At 67.1% G+C, this 21661-nt stretch carries 17 protein-coding genes; 12 read left to right on the top strand and 5 right to left on the bottom strand.

Going from position 1 to position 21661, the window contains the following annotated elements; genetic code table 11:
- Positions 1 to 232 precede the first annotated feature (232 nt).
- The 7 genes from M3I56_RS29975 (at position 233) to M3I56_RS29945 (ending at position 7803) form a co-directional block, all read left to right on the top strand.
- Positions 233 to 730, top strand: coding sequence for a (2Fe-2S)-binding protein (locus M3I56_RS29975; protein ID WP_254357023.1), 498 nt, complete (start codon positions 233 to 235; stop codon positions 728 to 730).
- Between the two features lie 14 nt (positions 731 to 744).
- Positions 745 to 3135: a xanthine dehydrogenase family protein molybdopterin-binding subunit gene (locus tag M3I56_RS29970; protein WP_254357022.1), complete on the top strand. Its 2391-nt coding sequence runs from the start codon at positions 745 to 747 to the stop codon at positions 3133 to 3135.
- Between the two features lie 13 nt (positions 3136 to 3148).
- Positions 3149 to 3946: a xanthine dehydrogenase family protein subunit M gene (locus M3I56_RS29965; RefSeq protein WP_254357021.1), complete on the top strand. Its 798-nt coding sequence runs from the start codon at positions 3149 to 3151 to the stop codon at positions 3944 to 3946.
- Between the two features lie 77 nt (positions 3947 to 4023).
- The gene (locus tag M3I56_RS29960; protein WP_028203168.1) at positions 4024 to 4911 is read left to right on the top strand and encodes a MoxR family ATPase; all 888 of its coding nucleotides are present in this window, start codon (positions 4024 to 4026) and stop codon (positions 4909 to 4911) included.
- Positions 4912 to 4973: 62 nt separating this feature from the next.
- Positions 4974 to 6236: a VWA domain-containing protein gene (locus M3I56_RS29955; RefSeq protein WP_254357033.1), complete on the top strand. Its 1263-nt coding sequence runs from the start codon at positions 4974 to 4976 to the stop codon at positions 6234 to 6236.
- Complete coding sequence (locus tag M3I56_RS29950) at positions 6236 to 6808, top strand: CoxG family protein (protein ID WP_254357032.1); 573 nt, start codon at positions 6236 to 6238, stop codon at positions 6806 to 6808. Before M3I56_RS29955 ends, M3I56_RS29950 begins: the two co-directional genes overlap by 1 nt.
- Positions 6781 to 7803, top strand: a complete 1023-nt coding sequence (locus M3I56_RS29945) for an XdhC family protein (protein WP_028203170.1) — start codon at positions 6781 to 6783, stop codon at positions 7801 to 7803. The genes M3I56_RS29950 and M3I56_RS29945 overlap by 28 nt, the downstream gene beginning before the upstream one ends.
- Before the next feature lie 25 nt (positions 7804 to 7828).
- On the opposite strand, the gene M3I56_RS29940 is transcribed toward M3I56_RS29945, so the two are convergent.
- From M3I56_RS29940 to M3I56_RS29930, 3 genes are all read right to left on the bottom strand, one after another.
- Positions 7829 to 8101: a hypothetical protein gene (locus tag M3I56_RS29940; RefSeq protein ID WP_375541813.1), complete on the bottom strand. Its 273-nt coding sequence runs from the start codon at positions 8099 to 8101 to the stop codon at positions 7829 to 7831.
- Between the two features lie 206 nt (positions 8102 to 8307).
- Positions 8308 to 8436, bottom strand: a complete 129-nt coding sequence (locus M3I56_RS29935) for a DUF1145 domain-containing protein (protein WP_254357020.1) — start codon at positions 8434 to 8436, stop codon at positions 8308 to 8310.
- A gap of 13 nt (positions 8437 to 8449) precedes the next feature.
- Positions 8450 to 9850, bottom strand: coding sequence for an OFA family MFS transporter (locus M3I56_RS29930; RefSeq protein WP_254357019.1), 1401 nt, complete (start codon positions 9848 to 9850; stop codon positions 8450 to 8452).
- Between the two features lie 451 nt (positions 9851 to 10301).
- Here M3I56_RS29930 and M3I56_RS29925 point away from each other — a divergent pair, with 451 nt between their 5' ends.
- Positions 10302 to 12260, top strand: coding sequence for a DUF3857 and transglutaminase domain-containing protein (locus tag M3I56_RS29925; RefSeq protein WP_254357018.1), 1959 nt, complete (start codon positions 10302 to 10304; stop codon positions 12258 to 12260).
- Between the two features lie 15 nt (positions 12261 to 12275).
- On the opposite strand, the gene M3I56_RS29920 is transcribed toward M3I56_RS29925, so the two are convergent.
- Together M3I56_RS29920 and M3I56_RS29915 are read right to left on the bottom strand one after the other, a co-directional pair.
- The gene (locus tag M3I56_RS29920) at positions 12276 to 13328 is read right to left on the bottom strand and encodes a serine/threonine protein kinase (protein WP_375541814.1); all 1053 of its coding nucleotides are present in this window, start codon (positions 13326 to 13328) and stop codon (positions 12276 to 12278) included.
- 123 nt (positions 13329 to 13451) lie between these two features.
- Complete coding sequence (locus M3I56_RS29915; RefSeq protein WP_028203174.1) at positions 13452 to 13664, bottom strand: hypothetical protein; 213 nt, start codon at positions 13662 to 13664, stop codon at positions 13452 to 13454.
- Between the two features lie 547 nt (positions 13665 to 14211).
- Between M3I56_RS29915 and M3I56_RS29910 the strand changes: the two genes are divergently transcribed.
- The 4 genes from M3I56_RS29910 to M3I56_RS29895 all read left to right on the top strand — a co-directional run bounded on the left by M3I56_RS29910 (position 14212) and on the right by M3I56_RS29895 (position 21557).
- Complete coding sequence (locus M3I56_RS29910; RefSeq protein ID WP_254357016.1) at positions 14212 to 17394, top strand: efflux RND transporter permease subunit; 3183 nt, start codon at positions 14212 to 14214, stop codon at positions 17392 to 17394.
- A gap of 10 nt (positions 17395 to 17404) precedes the next feature.
- Positions 17405 to 18658 carry an efflux RND transporter periplasmic adaptor subunit gene (locus M3I56_RS29905; protein WP_254357015.1) on the top strand — a complete coding sequence of 418 codons (1254 nt, stop codon included), beginning with the start codon at positions 17405 to 17407 and terminating at the stop codon, positions 18656 to 18658.
- A complete protein-coding gene (locus M3I56_RS29900; protein ID WP_254357031.1) occupies positions 18658 to 20211 on the top strand; it encodes an efflux transporter outer membrane subunit in 1554 nt (517 codons plus the stop codon). The genes M3I56_RS29905 and M3I56_RS29900 overlap by 1 nt, the downstream gene beginning before the upstream one ends.
- 104 nt (positions 20212 to 20315) lie before the next feature.
- A complete protein-coding gene (locus tag M3I56_RS29895; protein WP_254357014.1) occupies positions 20316 to 21557 on the top strand; it encodes an MFS transporter in 1242 nt (413 codons plus the stop codon).
- Positions 21558 to 21661: the final 104 nt, after the last annotated feature.

The raw sequence follows: 21661 nt of genomic DNA, 5'->3' as shown, positions 1-21661 counted from the left end.
GCTCCACCCGTATTTGTCCGATCCGCCCGAAGCGCCCCGCGTGGTTTGCGTGGCGCCGTGCGTTGCGCGCGCAAAGAGGCGCAACGCGTTAGACGGGCGAGTTTTCCTGCGGGCGGTTATGGCGGTCGATTCAGTGTGAAAAAGCGGGCCCAGGCAGGTCTCTATCCCATCATCTGGTATGGGACCGGAGCCACGCGCAGCGCCGTGCTCCGGTCGACATTGGAGACAATCAATGGCGATCAGTATTAGCCTCACGGTCAACGGCGCGCCCGTGACCGCCGAGGTCGAAGCTCACACGCTTCTCGTCCAGTTCCTGCGCGAACAGCAGCGTCTCACCGGCACGCACGTCGGCTGCGACACCGCACAATGCGGGGCCTGCACCGTCCACCTGAACGGCCGCGCGATCAAGTCGTGCAACCAGCTCGCGGTGCAGTGCGACGGCATGGAGGTGACGACGATCGAAGGCCTCGCGAAGAATGGCGAACTGCATCCCATGCAGGCCGCGTTCCGCGAATGCCACGGCCTGCAATGCGGTTTCTGCACGCCCGGCATGGTGATGTGCGCGACTGCGCTCGCCACGGCCAAGCCCGACCTCACCGAAGCGGACGTGCGCGAAGGGCTCGACGGCAACTTCTGTCGCTGTACGGGCTATCACAACATCGTGAAGGCCGTGGTCGCGGGCGCGCAGGCAATGCGCGCGGGCGCCCCCGCTGCCGCCACGACCGCGTGACTCGGGAGGCCACCATGAACGCACCCGAACCCAATCGCATGATCGGCGCGCCCGTCAAGCGCAAGGAAGACTACCGCTTCCTTACCGGCGTCGGCCAGTACACCGACGACGTCGTGCTGCCCGCACAGACCTACGCCGTGTTCGTGCGCTCGCCGCACGCCCATGCGCGCATCAAGCGCATCGACATCGACGCCGCGAAGGCATCGCCCGGCGTCGTGGCCGTCTTCACCGGCGCGGACCTCGCGGCGGAAAACGTGGGCGGCCTGCCGTGCGGCTGGCTCATCCACAGCATCGACGGCACGCCCATGAACGAGCCGGCGCATCCGGTGATCGCGCACGAGAAAGCGCGCCACGTGGGCGACCAGGTCGCGCTCGTGATCGCCGATTCGGTCAAGGCCGCAAAGGATGCCGCCGAACTAGTCGTTGTCGATTACGAAGCGCTGCCTGCCGCCGTCGACACGGCGCGCGCCGCCGACGCCGGCCAGCCGCTCGTGCACGATGGTGTGCCGAACAACACCTGCTACACGTGGGGCCACGGCGACAAGGCCGCGACCGACGCCGCCTTCGCGCAGGCCGCGCACGTGACGACACTCGATATCGTCAACAACCGGCTCATACCGAACGCCATCGAGCCGCGCGCCGTGAACGCGAGCTACGCGCAGCACGACGACAGCTACACCGTGTACGTGGCGAACCAGAACCCGCACGTCGAGCGCCTGCTCATGGCCGCGTTCGTGCTCGGGCTGCCGGAAACGAAGCTGCGCATCGTCGCACCCGACGTGGGCGGCGGCTTCGGCTCGAAGATCTTTCTGTATGCCGAAGATGTCGCGCTCACGTGGGCCGCGAAGAAAATCCGCCGCCCGGTGAAGTGGACCGCCGAACGATCGGAGTCCTTCGTTTCCGATGCGCATGGCCGCGACCACGTGACCAAAGCCGAACTCGCGCTCGACAAGGACGGCAAGTTCCTCGCCATGCGCGTACACACCACGGCGAACATGGGCGCGTATCTCTCGACGTTCGCCTCGAGCGTGCCGACCATCCTCTACGCCACGCTGCTCGCGGGCCAGTACACCACGCCCGCGATCTACGCCGAGGTAAAGGCCGTGTTCACGAACACGGTGCCCGTGGACGCGTACCGCGGCGCGGGGCGCCCGGAAGCGACCTACGTGGTCGAGCGTCTGGTAGAAACGGCCGCGCGCGAGATGAACCTCGACCCGGCCGAAATCCGCCGCCGCAACTTCATCACGAGCTTCCCGTATGCCACGCCCGTTGGCCTCACCTACGATACCGGCGACTACGAAGCGTGCCTCGGGCGCGCGCTGGAACTCGCCGACGTGAAGGGCTTCGCCGCGCGCCGCGACGCATCGAAGGCCCGAGGCTTGCTGCGCGGCCTTGGCTACTCGTGCTACATCGAGGCGTGCGGGCTCGCGCCGTCGAACATCGCGGGTGCGCTTGGCGCGCGCGCGGGCCTCTTCGAAGCCGGTGAAGTTCGCGTGAACCCGACCGGCTCCGTCACCGTGTTCACGGGCTCGCACAGCCACGGCCAGGGCCACGAGACGACCTTTGCGCAAGTCGTGGCCGATCGCCTCGGCGTGCCGATCGAACAGGTCGAGATCGTTCACGGCGACACGGGCCGCATTCCGTTCGGCATGGGCACCTATGGCTCGCGCTCGATCTCGGTGGGCGGCTCGGCCATCATGAAGGCGCTCGACAAGATCGAGGCGAAGGCGAAGAAGATCGCCGCGCACATGCTCGAGGCGGGCGTGGAGGACATCGAGTTCGCCGACGGCGTGTTCCGCGTGGCGGGCACCGACCGCACGAAGACCTTCGCTGAAATCTCGCTCGCCGCGTACGTGCCGCACAACTATCCGCTCGAGACGCTGGAACCGGGCCTCGACGAAAGCGCGTTCTACGATCCGACCAACTTTACCTATCCGTCGGGCGCGTATCTCTGCGAAGTCGAAGTCGATCCCGAGACGGGCGAGACGCGCATCGAACGCTTCACCGCGGTGGACGATTTCGGCAACGTCATCAATCCGATGATCGTCGAAGGCCAGGTGCATGGGGGTCTCGGCCAGGGCATCGGCCAGGCGATGCTCGAACAGTGCGTGTACGACAACGAGAGTGGCCAGCTGCTCTCAGGCTCTTACATGGACTACGCGATGCCGCATGCGTCGGATGTGCCTTCGTTCACGGTGGAAACCGCGAAAGGCACGCCGTGCACGCACAATCCGCTTGGCGTGAAGGGTTGCGGCGAAGCCGGTGCGATCGGCTCACCGCCCGCTGTCATCAACGCGATACTGGACGCACTTGGCTCCCTGGGCGTGAAGGACCTGCAGATGCCGGCCACGCCGCATCGTGTATGGCAAGCGATCCAGGCCGCGCAGGCCCCTTCACAACCTTGAGCGGAGGCGCTCCATGTACGCATTCGACTATCAGCGCGCAAGCGACGCGCAAGGCGCCGTGAAATCCCTCGCGGCCGACGCCGACGCCAAATTCCTGGGCGGCGGCCAGAGCCTGCTCGCGGCGATGAAGCTGCGGCTCGCGCAGCCCACCACGCTCGTGGACGTCACGCGCATTCCCGAGCTGAAAGCCGTGCAGGTGGACGGCAAGGTGGTGAAGGTGGGCGCGGCCGTGTGCCATGCCGACGTCGCCGAAAACGCGCAGATCCGCAGCACGCTGCCGGCGCTCGCGGACCTGGCGGGCATGATCGGCGACCGCCAGGTGCGCGCGCTCGGCACGCTGGGCGGCTCGCTCGCCAACGACGATCCGGCCGCCGACTATCCGGCAGCGGTGCTCGCGCTGAACGCGACGGTGGTGACGGACCGGCGGCGCATCGCAGCCGACGACTTCTTCCTCGGCATGTACGAAACGGCGCTGGAACCCGACGAGTTGATCGTGTCCGTCGAATTCCAGGTGCCCGAACGCGCGACCTACGAGAAGTTTCGCAATCCGGCCTCGCACTTCGCGCTCGCGGGCGTGTTCGTCGCGAAGTACGGCAGTGAGGTGCGTGTGGCGGTGACGGGCGCCGGGCCCTCGGTATTTCGCGCGAGCGCGCTGGAGAGCGCACTGAAGACGAACTTCGCGCCCGAAGCCGCACGCGCCGTGAAGATCCCCGCCGACGACCTCAACACCGACCTGCACGCGAGCGCGGCATACCGCGCGCACCTCATCCCGGTGCTGGCGGCGCGCGCGGTGGCGAAGGCCAACGGCTAGGCTTGTCCCGACGGCGAGCGCTTCCATGTGGACGTGGGAGCGCTCGCCGCCTTTGATTCGCGTTGACAGAAGCCCGAATGCAATCCGCCTCGATCGACGACACCCTCGCACAACTCGAAGCGCGCGGCTATTTCGCGAGCCGCGAACTCGCCACGGCGCTCTTTCTTGCGCTGCGCATGGAACGCCCGCTGTTTCTCGAAGGCGAGCCGGGCGTGGGCAAGACCGAACTCGCGAAGGCCGCGGCGGCAATGCTCGGCACGACGGTCTTGCGCCTGCAATGCTACGAAGGACTCGATACGGCGAGTGCGCTGTACGAGTGGGACTATCCGCGCCAGATCATGGCGCTGCGACTTGCCGAAGCCGCCGGCGAAAAGCCCCGCAACGACACGCTCTATCGCGACGAATTTCTGCTCAAGCGCCCGCTGCTCCAGGCGCTGCAGCCCGACCCACACAACCCGGGCGCGCGCCGCGTGCTGCTGATCGACGAAATCGACCGCGCCGACGAACCGTTCGAAGCCTTCCTGCTCGAACTCCTTTCGGATTTCCAGGTATCGATTCCCGAATACGGCACCGTGCGCGCGAGTACGCCTCCGCTCGTCGTGATCACGTCGAACCGCACGCGCGAAGTGCACGACGCGCTCAAGCGGCGCTGTCTATATCAATGGCTCGGCTATCCGGACCGCGCGCGCGAACTCGCAATCGTGGCCACGCGCGCGCCGGAAACCGCGCCGGAACTGCAGCAGCGCGCCGTGGCGTTCGTGCACCAGTTGCGCACGATGGACCTCTTCAAGGCGCCCGGCATTGCGGAAACGATCGACTGGTGCCGCGCGCTTAGCGCACTCGCCGTGACGGAACTCGATCCGCAGTCGGTGCAGGACACGCTAGGCGTGCTGCTGAAGTACCAGGACGACCTCGCGCAGCTCGACGCGCAACGCATCGCGCAAACGCTCGCGCTCGCGGAGTGAGCACGATGCCCTCCGCCTTATCGTCCCTGTCGCCCGAAACCCGCACGACATCGCCCGCCGCCATGCCCGCCCTCGCGCCCGTGTTCGCGCGCAACGTCGTGCATTTCGTGCGCGTGCTGCGCGGCGCAGGCCTGCCGCTGTCGCCTTCGCGCGCCGTCGATGCGATCGAAGCGCTGCGCCACATCGACCTCGGCCGCCGCGACGACGTGCACGCGGCGCTCGCGGCGCTCCTCACGAGCGCGCCCGACGAGCGCGAGATCTTCGACGCCGCGTTCGCCCTTTTCTGGCGCGATCCGGATTTCGAAGGCAAGCTGCGCGCGCTCTTGCTGCCGAAGGTGCAAGGCGGCGTGCCGCCGCCGCGCCGCAACAACCGCCTCGCCGACGCGCTCGCGGCGCGTCCTGCCAATCGCCCCGGCGCGAAGCCACCGCCCTCGCACGAAGAACACGAGTTGCGCGCGCACGCCACGTTCAGCGCCGAAGAACGCCTGCGCCAGCGCGACTTCGACACGCTCACCGCCGACGAATGGCGCGCGCTGCGCCACCTGATCCGCGCGCGCCGCCTGCCGCTCGCCACCGTTCGCACGCGGCGCCTGAAGGCGTCATCGCGCGGCACCCACGCCGATCTGCGCGCGAGCGCGCGCCACGCGGTGCGGGCGGGCGGCGACTGGACCGTGTGGAAATATCGCGCGCCCGTGGAGCGCAAGCTGCCGCTCGTGCTGCTGCTCGACATTTCTGGCTCGATGAGCAGCTACTCGCGCGCGGTGCTCTACTTCTGCCACGCGCTGCTGCAGTCGCGCGAACGCCTGCAGGTGTTCCTGTTCGGCACGCGCCTGACGCACGCCACGCGCGCGCTGCGCGAACGCGACCCCGACGTCGCGCTCGCCCAGCTCGCCACCCAGGTCGCGGACTGGTCGGGCGGCACGCGCATCGGCGCCGCGCTCGCGGAGTTCAACCGCCGCTGGGCGCGCCGCATGCTCGGCGGCCGCGCGACGGTGCTCATCGTTACCGATGGGCTCGATCACGATGCATGCAGCCTGCTCGGCGAGGAGATGGCGCGTTTGCACCGCTTCGCGCATCGCGTGGTCTGGCTCAATCCGCTCTTGCGTTACCGCGATTTCGCGCCCAAGGCGCGCGGCGTGCAGGCGATGCTGCCCCACGTCGACGCGCACTACCCCGTCCACAATCTCGACAGCCTCGAAGCGTTCGCGCGCAGCCTGTGCGAAGCCGCGCCGATTGGGCATGCGCCTCGAACGGCACCTCATCTGGCAAAACCGGCACGCGCATTGCACACGTCGCAGGAGCGCCCGGCACAAGGAGAAACATGATGGAGCTGACCGAAAGCCACACGCTGCCGGTGCCGCAACGGCGCGCCTGGGAAGCGCTCAACGACACGGCGATCCTCAAGGCGTGCATACCGGGCTGCGAAAGCATCGAAGCCGACGGCGAGAACGCCTACGCCGTCGCGCTGACCGCCGCGGTAGGCCCGGTGAAGGCGCGCTTCAAGGGCCGCATGCAGCTCGCCGATATCGACGCACCGAACAGCTACACGATCGTCTTCGAGGGTCAGGGCGGCGCAGCGGGCTTCGGCAAGGGCGACGCGCACGTGAAGCTCGAATCTGCCGGCGACGAGTCCACCACGCTCACTTACACCGCGAATGCCCAGGTGGGCGGCAAGCTCGCACAGATTGGCTCGCGGCTCGTGGACGGCGCGGCGCGCAAGATCGCCGGCGAGTTTTTCAAGCGTTTCGGGGAACAGCTGGGCGGCGAGGCGCAGCAAAATGCCGACGAAGCGGCGGCACTTGCCGCCAGCGACGCAGAAGCCCAGCCGCAAGGCGAAGGCGCAGAGGAAACACCGAAGAGGAAACGATCATGGACAGCGTGGATCTCGAAGTCCTGAAATCCGGCGTGCACTGGCTCGACGCAGGGCACCGCGCGCTGCTGGTGACGGTGGTGAAAACGTGGGGCTCGTCGCCGCGCCCCGAAGGCGCGATGCTCGTGGTGCGCGACGACGGCCTCGTGGTCGGCTCCGTTTCGGGCGGCTGCATCGAGGACGATCTGATCGACCGCGTGCGCCGCGAAGGCGTGACGATCGCCAGGCCCGAAGCCGTGAAGTACGGCATCACGGCGGAAGAGGCGCATCGTTTCGGACTGCCATGCGGCGGCACGATCCAGCTCGTGCTCGAACCGCTCTCCGAAGCCTCGGGCATTCGCGAACTGCTCGAAACCGTCGAGCGCGGCGAACTCGTTGCGCGCACACTCGACATGGCGACCGGGCGCGCCACGCTCGGCCCCGCGAAAGCGACCGATGGCGTGGACTTCGACGACGCGCGCCTGCTCACGATCCACGGGCCGCGCTACCGCATGCTGGTGATCGGCGCGGGGCAACTCTCGCGCTATCTCTGCCAGATCGCGGTAGGGCTCGATTACCAGGTGACGGTGTGCGACCCGCGCGAGGAATACACCGACACCTGGGACGTGGCCGGCACGGCCCTCGTACGCACCATGCCCGACGACACGGTGCTCGATATGAAGCTCGACGAACGCTGCGCCGTGATCGCGCTCACGCACGACCCGAAGCTCGACGACCTCGCGCTGATGGAAGCGCTCAAGACGCCCGCGTTCTACGTGGGCGCGCTGGGCTCGCGGCGCAACAACGCGGCGCGGCGCGAGCGGCTCAAGGAGTTCGACCTGAGCGAAGCGGAACTCGCGCGGCTGCATGGGCCGGTGGGCATTTACATCGGCAGCCGCACGCCGCCGGAAATCGCCGTGTCGATCCTCGCGGAAGTCACGGCGGCGAAGAACGGCGTCTCGCTGCCGACCATTCTCCAGGTGGAAGGCGCCAAAGCCGCGCGCGAACAGGCGGCAGGAGCGGGATCGACGTGCGATGTGTGAAGCGGCCTCGTGTGGTCGCGATGCTTCAAGCGTGAGGCGAGCGCCCGTCGTGGTCCGTCTCGCGCCGCCGCTCGCGTTCGTGCCTGCGTTCACGTCTTAGCATCGACGCGCGCAGCGATCTGAGCATGCGCGTCCATCCCGAAGGCCGCGGATCGGCCAGCATGCTCAACGCGCGCGCATAGTCGAGCGTGAGTCCCGGCGTCCACGCCATCGCGCTCACCACGCCCGCCGCCATCACGCCGCGCCAGCGCTCGCGCAGATACTCCACGCCCAGCAGGATCATCATGAGCCGCACCATCGCCCGTCTCCGGCAGCCGCGTATGAAAACGCATCGTACTGCGGTGCGGCGAGGGATCGCCCCGAACGTGCGCGGCCAATGCGGCTTCGAGCGCCTGACTACGCGCCCCAAAAAAACCGCGGGCCGCGACTTTCGTCGGCGGCCCGCAGTACGGGTTGCTTCGATGGGCGGCTCACGCCGCCTCGCTTCACTCGGGCGTCACGGCATCAGCCGAACAGCTTCATCGCCTGCGCGAGCGTGTTGGTCACGCCCCATACGAGCGGCACCAGCACGTAGAGCCAGAAGACCGCCATCAGCGCCTTGTTCGACGATTTCGGGGCAGCTTGAATAGACATTGCGCGTTCCTCCTTATTTACCGGCGGCGAGTTGCGTCTCGCTCATGTGATGCTTCGCGTCCACGCGGCGCACGACCAAATTGCAGATGAAGCCGATCACGAGCAGCGAAGCCATGATGTGCACGGTCATCGTGTACGCGTCGGCCTTCGCCACGCCGTGCGCGACCTGGTACGCACGCACGTAGTTCACGAGCACCGGGCCCGCCACGCCCGCCGCGGCCCACGCGGTGAGCAGGCGGCCGTGAATGCCGCCGACGAACGCCGTACCGAACATGTCCGCGAGATACGCGGGCACGGTCGAGAAGCCGCCGCCGTACATCGAGAGAATCAGGCAGAACGCGAGCACGAAGAACACGATATTGCCGCTCTGCGCGAACTGCGGCACCGCGTAATAGAGCACCGCGCCGAACACGAAGAAGATGAAGTAGGTGCTCTTGCGGCCCACCCAGTCGGAAGCCGAAGCCCACACGAAGCGCCCGCCCATGTTGAAGAGCGAGAGCAGGCCGACGAAGCCCGCCGCCGCGCCGGCGCTCACGGTGTCCTTGAAGCTTTCCTGGATCATGACCGAGGCCTGGCCCAGAATGCCGATGCCGGCCGTCACGTTGAGGAACAGCACGAGCCAGATCAGGTAGAACTGCGGTGTCTTGAGCGCCTGGTCGATGTGCACGTGCTGGTTCGACACGAGCTTCTTCGCCACGACGGGCGGCGTCCAGCCAGCCGGCTTCCAGTCCGGCGCGGGCACGCGGATGGTGATGGCGCCGATCGTCATCGAGATGAAGTACGCCACGCCGAGCACCACGAAGGTCTGGGCGACGCCCACGCTCGTGTCGCTCGCGAAATGCTTCATCAGCATGACGGACAGCGGCGCGGCGATCATCGCGCCGCCGCCGAAGCCCATGATCGCGAGGCCGGTTGCCATGCCGCGGCGGTCAGGGAACCAGCGGATCAGCGTCGAAACCGGCGAGACGTAGCCGAGCCCGAGGCCGATTCCGCCAATCACGCCGTAGCCTAGATAGAGCAGCGCGATCTGATGCAGGTACACGCCGAGCGCGGAAACGAGGAAACCGCCGCCAAAGCAGCACGCGGCGGTAAACATCGTGCGGCGCGGGCCCACACGTTCGAGCCACTTGCCGCCAAACGCGGCGGAAAGGCCGAGAAAGACGATGGCCAGCGAGAAAATCCAGCCAAGCGTGGTGAGCGACCAGTCATCGGACGCGGACTGCGTAATGCCGATCACCTTCGTGAGCGGCGCGTTGAACACGGAAAACGCGTAGGCCTGGCCGATGCACAAATGCACGGCCAGCGCGGCGGGCGGCACCATCCAGCGCGAAAAGCCCGGCGGGGCGATGGTCGCCTCTTTGGAAAAGAAAGGTGCGCTTTGCGCACCGCGCGTCGAATCTGCAACGCTGCTCATGGGATCTCCCGAGTCGACCAGAGGTTGAGCGCGCGGGGTGAGCGCTCGCTCTGGTCCCATCCAAAATGGCTGTTGGTAGGCGTGGTCTTTCGTGCTCTTTTTATGCGCAAACGCATAGAACACTTAATTGCCGCTTGACGGCTGCACGAACCTTAGTCCCCAACCGCCGCCTTGGCAATATGAGGTAAACATACATATGCCATACAACGGCCCGCGCGACGCCGCACTTCTTCGATTGTTGCGCGCGCAGCAAATCGGCGGCAGCGCCGTATGAAGCCACGGAGAACCATGCGGGCGGCCATTTCGTTGCGCGGCCCAGCATTTAGACTCAATGCTCGATACAGGGGCCCCTGCGGGCGGTGTGCGGGCCATCCGCTTGACAAGCGGGTTACATGACTTTTAAGTGGCAGGAGTAGCGCCTATCCGCGACCCGCCACCTGCCGAGCCCCTCATGCGCCTCGCTCTCGCTCTTTGCCTAGCCGTGCTCGGCCCCGCCACGGGAACCTTCGCCGCCGACCTGCGCCCGGGCGTGGCGCAGCTCACCCCGGTGCCCCTCGAAGCGGGCACGCTGAATCCGGCGGGCAGCGCCGCGCAGGCGCCCTACACCAACGAAGCGGAAACGCAGACCTTCACCGTCAATGCGGACGGCTCGTACACCAAGCTCGACTCGCTCACCCTGCGCGTGAACACGGAGGCCGGCATTGCGCGCGCGGGCCAGTATTACGTGTGGTTCAACCGCGAGATGGCCCACGTGGACGTGCTCGAAGCGTGGACCGAGGACGCCCAGGGCGGGCGTCACGACGTGCGCCCAGAGCAGATCCGCGACGTGCAGGAAGTGCGCTCGTTCGACGCCCCGATGTTCCAGGACGTCCAGGACAAGGTGATCGTGTTCCCGGCCGTGGAGCCGGGCGCGCGCGTGCATCTCACGTGGCGCAAGATCCAGCGCGTGCCGCTCGTGCCCGGCTGGTTCAGCGACTTCACGCCGCCCGACCTCGCGCCCACGCACAACTTCCGCGTGATCTACGACCTGCCCGCGAAAGTCCCGCTCTACGCCGACGCGCGCGGCCTCATCGTGCTGCCGCCCGCCACGGTGAACGGCCGCACACGCTACGAGTACCGCTATGACAAAGCGAATTTCGAGCGCCTCGAATATGGCTCGGTCGCCTACGTGAGCTACGGCGACCGGCTGATGGTGTCCACCTTCCCCGACTACGCGGCCTTCGCAAAGGTCTATCGCGAGGCGGCGGCGGATCCCACCGTGCGCGACCCGGCCATCGTGCGCCTTGCGCAGACACTCACGGCGCACGACGACACCCCGCGCGCCAGGGCGCAAACGCTCTACGACTGGGTGCGCCGCAACATCCGCTACGTGGCGATGAATATCGGACGCGGCGAGATCGTGCCGCACCGCGTAACCGACGTGCTCGCGAACCGCTACGGCGACTGCAAGGACCACGTTGCGCTCTACGGTGCGCTGCTCGGCGCCGTGGGCATCCGCAGCGTGCCGGCGCTCGTGAACAGCGGCACGGTCTACTCGCTGCCGAGCGTACCCGGCTTCGGCGTGATCAATCACGTCATCACCTGGCTGCCCGATTTGCAGATGTTCGCGGATTCCACGGCGAGCAACATCGAGTTCGGCTATTTGCCGTCGACGGACATGGACCGCGAGGCCGTGCTCGCCGGCGACGGCACGCAGGTCCGCACGCCCGCCACGGCCACGACCACGCGCGAGAGCGATCTCGACATCACGGTCGCGCCCGACGGCTCGGCGCGCTTCATCTACCGCTTGCAGGCAGAGGGCTGGTCCGCCGAACAGACGCGCAGCGTGCTGCGCCTGCAAACGCCGGCGCAGCGCGAAGAGTCGCTGCAATGGGAGCTGCGCAACGCCAATCTGCGCGGCAGCGCCACGCTCGCCTCCAGCCCGCTCGAGGCCACGGCGGGCCCGCTCGTGCTCACGCTCACGGGCACCTTCGACGGCTTCGTCGACCCTGAAATGACCACGCCCGTGCCCACGCTCACGAGCTTCGTGGGCGGGCTCGACGCGAATCTGCGCTACTGGCTCGGCGAATCGCGGCGCACGCAGCCCTTCGTGTGCCGCAACGTGGTAATGACCGAGCGCACGCGCATCGTGCTGCCGCCGGGCATGCGCGTGCTCGACGTGCCCATCGCGCAGCACGCCGACAACCGTTTCATCGATTTCACTTCGCAGTACGCGCTCGACCCGCAGGCGAATGTGCTGCGCGTCACGCGCACCGGTCAAACGCATTTCGCGAGCGACGTATGCAGCGCCGACGATTTCGCGCAGATGCGCCCCGCGTTCGAGACGATGGCACGCGACCTGCGCGCGCAGTTGATCGTCAAGCCGTCGGCCCAGGGCGCCGCGCTGGATAGTCCGGCAAGCGCGCAGTGAGCCGGCGCACGACGTTCACACGGGCCAGAGCGGCCCTTCCTGCATCGCGCCGATCTGCTCGCGCAGTTCGAGAATGCGCTCTTCCCAGTAGCGCTGCGTGTTGAACCATGGGAAGGCGGCCGGAAACGCGGGATCGTGCCAGCGGCGCGCGAGCCAGGCCGAGTAGTGGATGAGACGCAGCGTGCGCAGCGCTTCGACGAGATGCAGCTCGCGCGGCTCGAAATCGCAGAAGTCCTCGTAGCCGGCGAGCAAATCCGCCATCGCACGCGAAGCGCCTGCGCGATCGCCGGGCAAAAGCAGCCAGAAATCCTGGATAGCGGGACCCATGCGGCTGTCGTCGAAGTCCACGAAATGCGGGCCGGCGTCGGTCCAGAGCACGTTGCTCGGATGGCAGTCGCCGTGCAGGCGCAACGAGCGCGTTTCGCCTGCCCGCTCGAATGCCGCCTCCACGCCTTCGAGCGCGAGCGTCACGGCGGTCCGCCACGCCTCGCGCAGGTCCTCGGGCACGAAACCGTGTTCGAGCAGATACGTGCGCGGCTCGTAGCCGTAGGTTTGGATGTCGAGCGTGGGGCGTGCCTGGTACGGCTGGGTCGCGCCCACGGCGTGAATGCGGCCGATGAAACGGCCTAGCCATTCGAGCGTGTCGCTGCGGTCGAGATCAGGCGCGCGGCCGCCGCGCCGCTCGAACAGCGAGAAGCGAAACCCGTCGAACTCGTGCAGCGTGCGCCCTTCGAAGGCGAGCGCAGGCACGGCTGGAATCTCGCGCGCGGCGAGTTCGGCGACGAATGCGTGCTCTTCGAGGATCACCTCGTCGCTCCAGCGCCCGGGGCGATAGAACTTGGCGATGAGCGGCGGCCCGTCTTCCACGCCCACCTGGTACACGCGGTTCTCGTAGCTGTTGAGCGCGAGCATGCGGCCATCCGTGCGGTGCTCGGCTGGGATCAGCACGCCGTCGACGGCGTCGAGCACGCATTCGGGCGTGAGGCGCGCGTAGGGCGCGGCTTGCTGGTCGCCGGGACCGGAAGGGCCGCCCGGGACAGGAGAAGGATCGTAATTCATACCCGCAATTGTGCCTCTTGCGGGCACTGCCGGCGAGCAATCGGTGCACACGGCAGACTCGATGAATACAAACGCGGGGCACAACCCTGCGACGAGACGCAGCGCCTCGTCAACGTGTCACAGGGCCCAGGCTCAGTGGATCTGCGCGCCGGCGGGCATGACGTGCTCGCCCGTATCGATCAGATCTTCAAGAAAAAAGGGCTCGGTGTTGAGCTGCGCCGACGTGCCGGGCTCCCCGGCATACCACGTCACCATCGCCATGTCGCCGAGAATGCGCATCACGATGCCGCGTGCGCCCTGGGGCACGGCGATATGAACGGTACGGACGATAGAACCGATTTGCATGATGTTTCCCCGTTACCTCGCTACCTTCGCCAGCTTCCTCGAAGGAAGGCCGGTCGGCATGCTGACAAAAAAACCGATGCGCACCATCGGTTGCGCGCGCATCCAAACTCGCCTCGGGCGACCCGCTCGCGCCGCGCGCTTAAGCACGGCCGGACCCTTGGCATCCCCATTGTTGCTTGTTTGAGCGCGCGAGCAAAGCGAAAAAATAGGGGGGTGTATCAACGGCGCCGGGCTCACGGCGCCCTGTGCCGCCACAGCCCCGCCCCGCTTCGCTCACGCATCTTACGAAAACCTGACTGTAACAGATGGTAAACCCCATTCTTCGCGACCTTGCTAGGGCAGTCCCTGAAAAAGTACGCTGATGCAGGGGGACTGGCGCTATAGTCCTGTCCCAACCGTGCACCACAAAGGCCCGGCGCAGCACAGGCAAAGACCTCACGCGCGCCATGATAGCCGGCCACGATACCGATAACCTGAACGCTCGCCACCGCGGCCAGACCAGCCGCGCGAGCCAGACTCCGCCACCAGCGAAGGAACCCGCCGTTCCATGTGGATCGTTCGACTCGCGCTCAAGCGCCCGTACACGTTCGTCGTGCTCGCGTTGCTGCTTTTGATCGTCGGGCCGCTGACGATCCTGCGCACGCCCACGGACATCTTCCCGAACATCGACATTCCGGTGCTCTCGGTGATCTGGACCTACACGGGTCTGCCCGCCGACGAGATGGAAAAGCGCATCGTGCTCAACTACGAGCGCGGCCTTTCCGTGGCAGTGAACGATATCGAGCACACCGAATCGACGTCGCTGAACGGCATCGCGGTCGTGAAGATCTTCTTCCAGCCGCATGCCAATATCCAGGAAGCGCTCGCCGAAGTCACGGCGCTGTCACAGGCGCAGCTGCGCTCGCTACCGCCCGGCATCCAGCCGCCGTTCATCCTGCGCTACAACGCCTCGACGGTGCCGATCCTGCGGCTGTCGCTTTCCTCGCCGCAGCTGACCGAGCAGGCGTTGTTCGACTACGGCAACAACTTCCTGAAGACGCAGCTCGCGACCGTGCCGGGCGCCTCCGCGCCGCTGCCCTATGGCGGCAAGCAGCGGCAGATCATGGTCGACATCAACCAGCGCGCGCTGCAGCAGCACAATCTCTCGCCCATGGACGTGGTGAACGCGATCAGCGCGCAGAACCTCATCCTGCCTTCGGGGACGGCCAAAATAGGCGCGACCGAATATTCGGTGACGATGAATGCAAGCCCCGACAGCTTAGCGGGCCTGAACGACATTCCCGTGAAAACCACGGCGAGCGGCACGATCTATATCCGCGACGTGGCGCACGTGCGCGACGGCTACGTGCCGCAAACCAATATCGTGCGCGTGGACGGCCAACGCGCCTCGCTGCTCACCATCAACAAGAGCGGCAATACGTCCACGCTCGAGATCGTGGACCGCATCAAGGAGATGATGCCGACGCTGCGCAATCTCGTGCCGAGCTCACTCAATATCGATCCGGTCGCCGACCAGTCGGTCTTCGTGCGCGCCTCCGTGCAGGGCGTGCTGCGCGAAGCGCTCATCGCGGCGGCCCTCACGGCGCTCATGATCCTGCTGTTCCTCGGCAACTGGCGCGCCACGCTCATCATCGCGATCTCAATTCCGCTTTCGATGATCACCTCGGTGATCGTGCTCGCGGCGCTCGGCGAGACCATCAACATCATGACGCTGGGCGGGCTCGCGCTCGCGGTCGGCATTCTGGTTGACGACGCAACGGTCGCGATCGAGAACATCAGCCAGCAACTGGAACAAGGCAAGACGCTGGAACAGGCGATTCTCGACGGCGCGCATCAGATCGCGATTCCCACGCTCGTCTCCACGCTCTCCATCTGCATCGTGTTCGTGCCGATGTTCCTGCTCACGGGCGTGGCGCACTACCTCTTCATTCCGCTCGCGGAAGCCGTGGTGTTCGCGATGCTGGCGTCGTACTTCTTCTCGCGTACGCTCGTGCCCACACTCGCGAAATACCTGATGCGCCATCATCACAAGGCCGCCGACCCGCATCACCTGCATGGCACGACGCGCAATCCGTTCATGCGCGTGCACCTCGCGTTCGAGCGTGGCTTCGAGGGGCTGCGCGAGCGCTATCGCGTGTTTCTCACGGCGCGGGTGAAGCATCCTGTGTGGTTCGTCGTGGCGTTTCTCGCCTGCTGTGGCGCGTCGCTGCTACTCATGCCGTTCCTCGGGCGCGACTTCTTTCCGCAGGTCGATGCGGGCACCATCGCACTGCACGTGCGCGCGAAAACGGGCATGCGTGTCGAGGAAACCGCCGTGCTCGTCGACCGTATCGACAAGCGCGTGCGCACGCTGATTCCGCCGCGCGAGCTGCATTCGATCATCGACAACATCGGCCTGCCGGTCTCGGGCATCAACCTCTCATACAGCAACACGGGCACCTTCGGCACGTCCGACGCCGACGTGCTGATCTCGTTGAACGAGGACCATCATGCCACCGCCGGCTACGTGCGCCTCTTGCGCCGCACGCTCAACGACGAGTTTCCGGGCGTGCAGTTCGCCTTCCTGCCCGCCGATATCGTGAGCCAGACGCTGAACTTCGGCATGCCCTCGCCCATCGACGTGCAGATCGTGGGCCGCGACGTGGCCGGCAACCGCGCGTTCGCGGCGACGCTGCTCGCGCGGCTGCGCGGCGTGCCCGGTTTCGCCGACGCGCGCATCCAGCAGCCCGCGGACCTGCCGCGCATCTTCATCGACGTGGACCGCACGCGCGCGCAGCAGGCGGGCTTCACGCAGAAGGACGTGGCGAGCGACCTGCTCATCACGCTCTCGGGCAGCCAGCAGACCACGCCCACGTTCTGGCTCAATCCGGTCAACGGCGTGAGCTACAACGTCGTGACCGAAGCCCCGCAATACACGATCGATTCGCTGCAATCGCTCGCCAACATTCCGCTCACCGCGAACGGGCGCAGCAACATACTCGGCTCGCTCGCGAGCATGCAGCGCGTGTCGGGCGACGCGGTGGTCACGCACTACAACGCGCAGACCACCATCGACATTTACGGCACCGCCGACGGGCGCGACCTGGGCGCCGTTTCCGACGACATCGCGAAGATCATCGACCAGACGCGCAGCGAACTGCCGAAGACGTCGAGCATCAAGCTGCGCGGTCAGGTCCAGACGATGAACGATTCGTTCTCCGGACTGTTCGGCGGGCTCATCTTCGCGATCGTGCTCGTGTATCTGCTGATCGTCGTGAACTTCCAGTCGTGGCTCGATCCGTTCATCATCATCACGGCGCTGCCGGGCGCGCTCGCGGGCATTGTCTGGATGCTGTTCCTCACGCACACCACGCTGTCCATTCCGGCGCTCACGGGCGCGATCATGTGTATCGGCATCGCCACGGCGAACTCCATTCTCGTCATCAGCTTTGCGCGCGAGCAGTTGCGCCTGCACGGCGACGCGGCGCGCGCCGCGATCGAAGCGGGCTACACGCGCTTTCGCCCGGTGCTCATGACGGCGCTCGCCATGGTGATCGGCATGGTGCCGATGGCCATCGGCCTTGGCGAAGGCGGCGAGCAGAACGCACCGCTCGGGCGCGCGGTGATCGGCGGCCTCGCGGTGGGCACGCTCGCCACGCTAATCTTCGTACCGGTGGTGTTCTCGCTCATCTACCGCAAGCTCGGCGAGCGCCGCCAGCGCGCCAGTGAAAACGTGGTGCCCAAATCATGAATACCCTGTCATGACGAATCATTCGCAAACGCCTTCGCCGCAAGAGGCGTCGCCTCATAAACTGCGGCGGTGGCCTATCGTGCTCGCCGCGCTCATCGTGCTCGGCCTCGCGGCGCAGGGCATCTGGTCGCGCCACAGCGCGCACGCGGCGCTCGAACGCGAGGCAAAAACCGCGAGCACGCTATCCGTCCAGGTGGTCACGCCGCAGCGCTCGACGCGCGCGCTCGACCTCGTGCTGCCCGGCAATGTGCAGGCCTTTCTCGATACGCCGATCTACGCGCGCACGAGCGGTTACCTGCGCAAGTGGTACTTCGACATCGGCGCGCACGTGAAGGCGGGCCAGCTGCTCGCCGAAATCGACGCGCCCGAAGTGGACGACCAGTTGCGCGCCGCGCGCGCCGATCTCGCCAACGCCGAAGCGAACTACGCGCTCGCGAAAACCACGGCCGACCGCTGGACGCAGATGCTGCAAACGCGCTCGGTGGCGAAACAGGACGCCGACGAGAAAGTCGGCGACATGCTCGCGAAAAAGGCCACGCTCGACTCCGCGCGCTTCAACGTTTCGCGGCTCTCGCAGCTGCAATCGTACGAACGCGTGACGGCGCCCTTCGACGGCATCGTCACGGCGCGCAACGTGGACGTGGGCGCGCTCATCGACGCAGGCAACGGCGGCACCTCGCAAAAGGAGCTGTTCCATCTTGCGCAGGCCGACCGTCTGCGCGTGTACGCGAACGTGCCGCAGGCTTACGCGCAGCAGATCCGCGTGCAGCAGCACGCGTACCTCACGCTCAACGAGGAGCAGGACAAGCACTTTCCCGGCATCGTCGCGCGCACGGCGGGCGCGGTCGACGCGCAGCAGCGCACCATGCTGGTCGAAGTCGATGTGGACAACCGCAGCGGCGAGCTACTGCCCGGCGCCTACGCGCAGGTCCACTTCGCGCTCGACGGCTCGGCCACGCCGATCACGCTGCCCGGCAACGCCTTCCTGTTCCGCCCCGACGGCGTGAAGGTGGCGACGGTCGATGCGCAAGACCGCGTGAAGCTCGTGAAGGTCACGCTCGGCACCGACTTCGGCACGCGAGTGGCGGTGGCGGCGGGGCTCACGGGCGACGAGCGCGTGATCGTCAATCCGCAGGACGCGATCGTCGACGGCACGCCGGTGCGCATCGTGCAGCAGCACGGCGAGCACGAGGCCGGTGCGGCGCATGGCGCGAGCGGTGCGGGCAGGAACATGGGCAACAGCGCGCAGGCGCAGGGCGAATGATGAAGCACGCGCGGATTCGGCTGTTCGCGTTGGCCATGCTTGCGGCGCTCGGCGGCTGCAAGGTAGGCCCCGACTACGTGCGCCCGACGATGCCCGTGGCCGCGACGTTCAAGGAACTCGAAGGCACAGGCTGGACGCTTGCGCAGCCCGCGGACAACGCGTCGCGCGGCGCGTGGTGGACGATCTATGAGGACGCCAGGCTCGACGCACTCGAAGTCCAGGTCGAAAGTGCGAACCAGAACGTGCAGGCCGCGCAGGCGCACTTTCGCGCGGCGCGCGCGAACGTCGCGCAGCAGCGTTCGAGCTTTTTCCCGCTCGTGACGGCGAGCGGCGACTTTTCGCGCTACCGCACCTCGCAGAATCTCCTGTACACGTCGAAAGCCGGTCAAACGATCAACGACTACTCCTTGGGTATCGACGCCACCTGGGAGCCCGACATCTGGGGCCGCGTCGCGCGCAACGTCGAGGCCGCGAAAGCGAGTGCGCAGGCGAGCGCCGCCGACATGCAGGCCGTGCTGCTTTCGATGCAGGCCGAACTCGCGACCGACTACTTCGAGCTGCGCGGCATCGACCGCGAACGCCAACTGCTCGAGGACACGATCAAGGCCTACCGCGAATCGCTCGAACTCACGCAGAACCGCTACGCGGGCGGCATCGCCACCGACGCCGATGTGGGCCAGGCGCAAACGCAGCTGCAGACTACCGAGGCGCAGGCGATCGATCTCGGCGTGCAGCGCGCGCAGCTCGAGCATGCCATCGCCATCCTCATCGGACAGTCGCCTTCCACGTTCACGCTCGCTGCCGCGCCGAAGGAGGCCTACGCGGTGCGCGCGATCGCGAGCCCGCCGGGCGTGCCCTCGACGCTGCTCGAACGGCGCCCCGACATCGCGGCTGCCGAGCGCCGCGTCGCCGCCGCGAACGCGCAGGTGGGCGTGGCGACGGCGGCGTTCTTCCCGAGCCTCATGCTCGCGGTCACGGGCGGGTTGGAGGCGACCAACTTCAGTCAGTGGCTCGTCGCCCCCGCGCGCTTCTGGTCGCTCGGGCCGACGCTCGCGGGCACGCTGATCGACTTCGGCGGACGCGAGGCGGTACGCAACGAAGCGCGCGCCCAGTATGACGAGAACATCGCGCAGTATCGCCAGACGGTGCTCGACGCCTTCGGCGAGGTCGAGGACAACCTCGCGGCGTTGCGCGTGCTCGAGCAGGAGGCGACGGCCCAGGACCGCGCGGTGGATGCCGCGCAGCGCACGCTCGTCACCATCAACAATCGCTATTTGAGCGGAGCGATCACGTATCTCGACGTGGTGGTCGCGCAAACCACGGCGCTCACCAACGAACGCCAGGCCGTGGCGATCTCGCGCCGGCGCATGGCGGCGAGCGTCGCGCTCGTGAAGGCGCTGGGCGGCGGCTGGAGCGCGGCGGATTTGCCGGGCGACGCGGCGCTGGTCCACCCGGACGATGCGCAAAAAGCGCAGCCCGCCAGCGGGCCGCAAGGCGCTTCGCCAAGCGCGGCTCGCAGCACGCAGCCGGCCGCCTCGCGCGCGCCGGGCTAACCAGTCACGCAGTCGCATCAGGCACCCGGCCTGCGGCGCTCGACAACGCCATTTGCCCAACAGGCGTATCGTTGCGCCTTCGCAATATTGCTGGAGATCCTGTCGTGACTGCATCACCGGGCGCCCAGCGCACTTCCGCGCCCTCCGCCGTTCCGTACATCGAACGCGGCACCCCCGAATTCTGGCGCGCAAGCCTCGCGCTGCTGTTCGCCGGCTACGCCACCTTTTCGCTTCTCTACTGCGTGCAGCCGCTCCTGCCCGCGTTCTCCGAAACCTTCGGCGTGAGTCCGGCGCAGAGCAGCCTCTCACTCTCATTCACGACGGCCGCGCTCGCCATCGCGATCTTCGTCGCGGGCTTCGTCTCCGAAGGCTGGAGCCGGCGCGGCATGATGACCGCGTCGCTGTGCGCCTCGTCGCTGCTCACGCTCGCCACCGCCTTCGTGCCGCACTGGCACCAGCTGCTCGTGCTGCGCACACTCCAGGGCATCGCGCTCGGCGGCGTGCCCGCCGTGGCCATGGCCTGGCTCGCCGAGGAAATGCACCCGGACGGCCTCGGCCTCTCGATGGGTCTCTACGTGGGCGGCACGGCGATCGGCGGCATGGCGGGGCGCGTGATCACGGGCATCGTCACCGACCTGTTCGGCTGGCGCGTGGCCGTGGCCGTAATCGGCGTCCTCGGGCTCGCCTCCATGTTCGCGTTCCGCTCGCTCCTGCCGCCGTCACGCCACTTCGTGCCGAAGAGCGGCCTCGGTTTCGCGCATCATCGCGCGGCGCTGCTGCGCCATTTCGCGCGGCCGGGTCTGCCCATGCTGTTCGCCATGGGCTTCGTGCTGATGGGCAGCTTCGTCACGCTCTATAACTACATCGGCTATCGCTTGATCGCGACGCCTTATCACATGAGCCAGGCGGCCATCGGCGCGATTTTCCTCGTCTACCTGACCGGCGTGGTCGCCTCGCCGTGGTCGGGCCGCATGGCTGACACGTTCGGGCGCGGCCGCGTGCTGATCGCCGGTCTCGCGCTGATGCTCACGGGCGTCGTGCTCACGCTGTTCACGCCGCTCTCGGCGATTGCGGCAGGCATCGCCTGCCTGACCATCGGCTTCTTCGCGGGGCATGCGGTGGCGAGCGGCTGGGTCGGCCGGCTCGCGCGCGAAGCGAAGGGCCAGGCCGCTGCGCTTTACCTGCTCGCCTATTACCTCGGGTCGAGCGTGATGGGTTCGATCGGCGGACACTTCTGGGCCGTCGCGGGCTGGGGCGGTGTGGCCGGCCTCGTGATCGTGCTGCTGGTCGTGGGGCTCGCGCTGGCGCTCACATTGCGCGCGCGCGAGCGGGCCGGAGCGGCCTGAGCCCGCTAAGCCGCCCGCGCGGCATGCAACGTGCACACTCGCCCCTTTGTGTGGCGCGTGCGATTGCAATCGAAAGATGTTCGTAATATTCAGACGACTCGCGA

Source organism: Paraburkholderia sp. CNPSo 3281 (genome assembly GCF_024206515.1).
In the GTDB taxonomy this organism is placed as follows: Bacteria; Pseudomonadota; Gammaproteobacteria; order Burkholderiales; family Burkholderiaceae; genus Paraburkholderia; species Paraburkholderia nodosa.
Note: the sequence above shows the minus strand (reverse complement) of the source record. Positions and strands in the feature narration are given on the sequence as shown.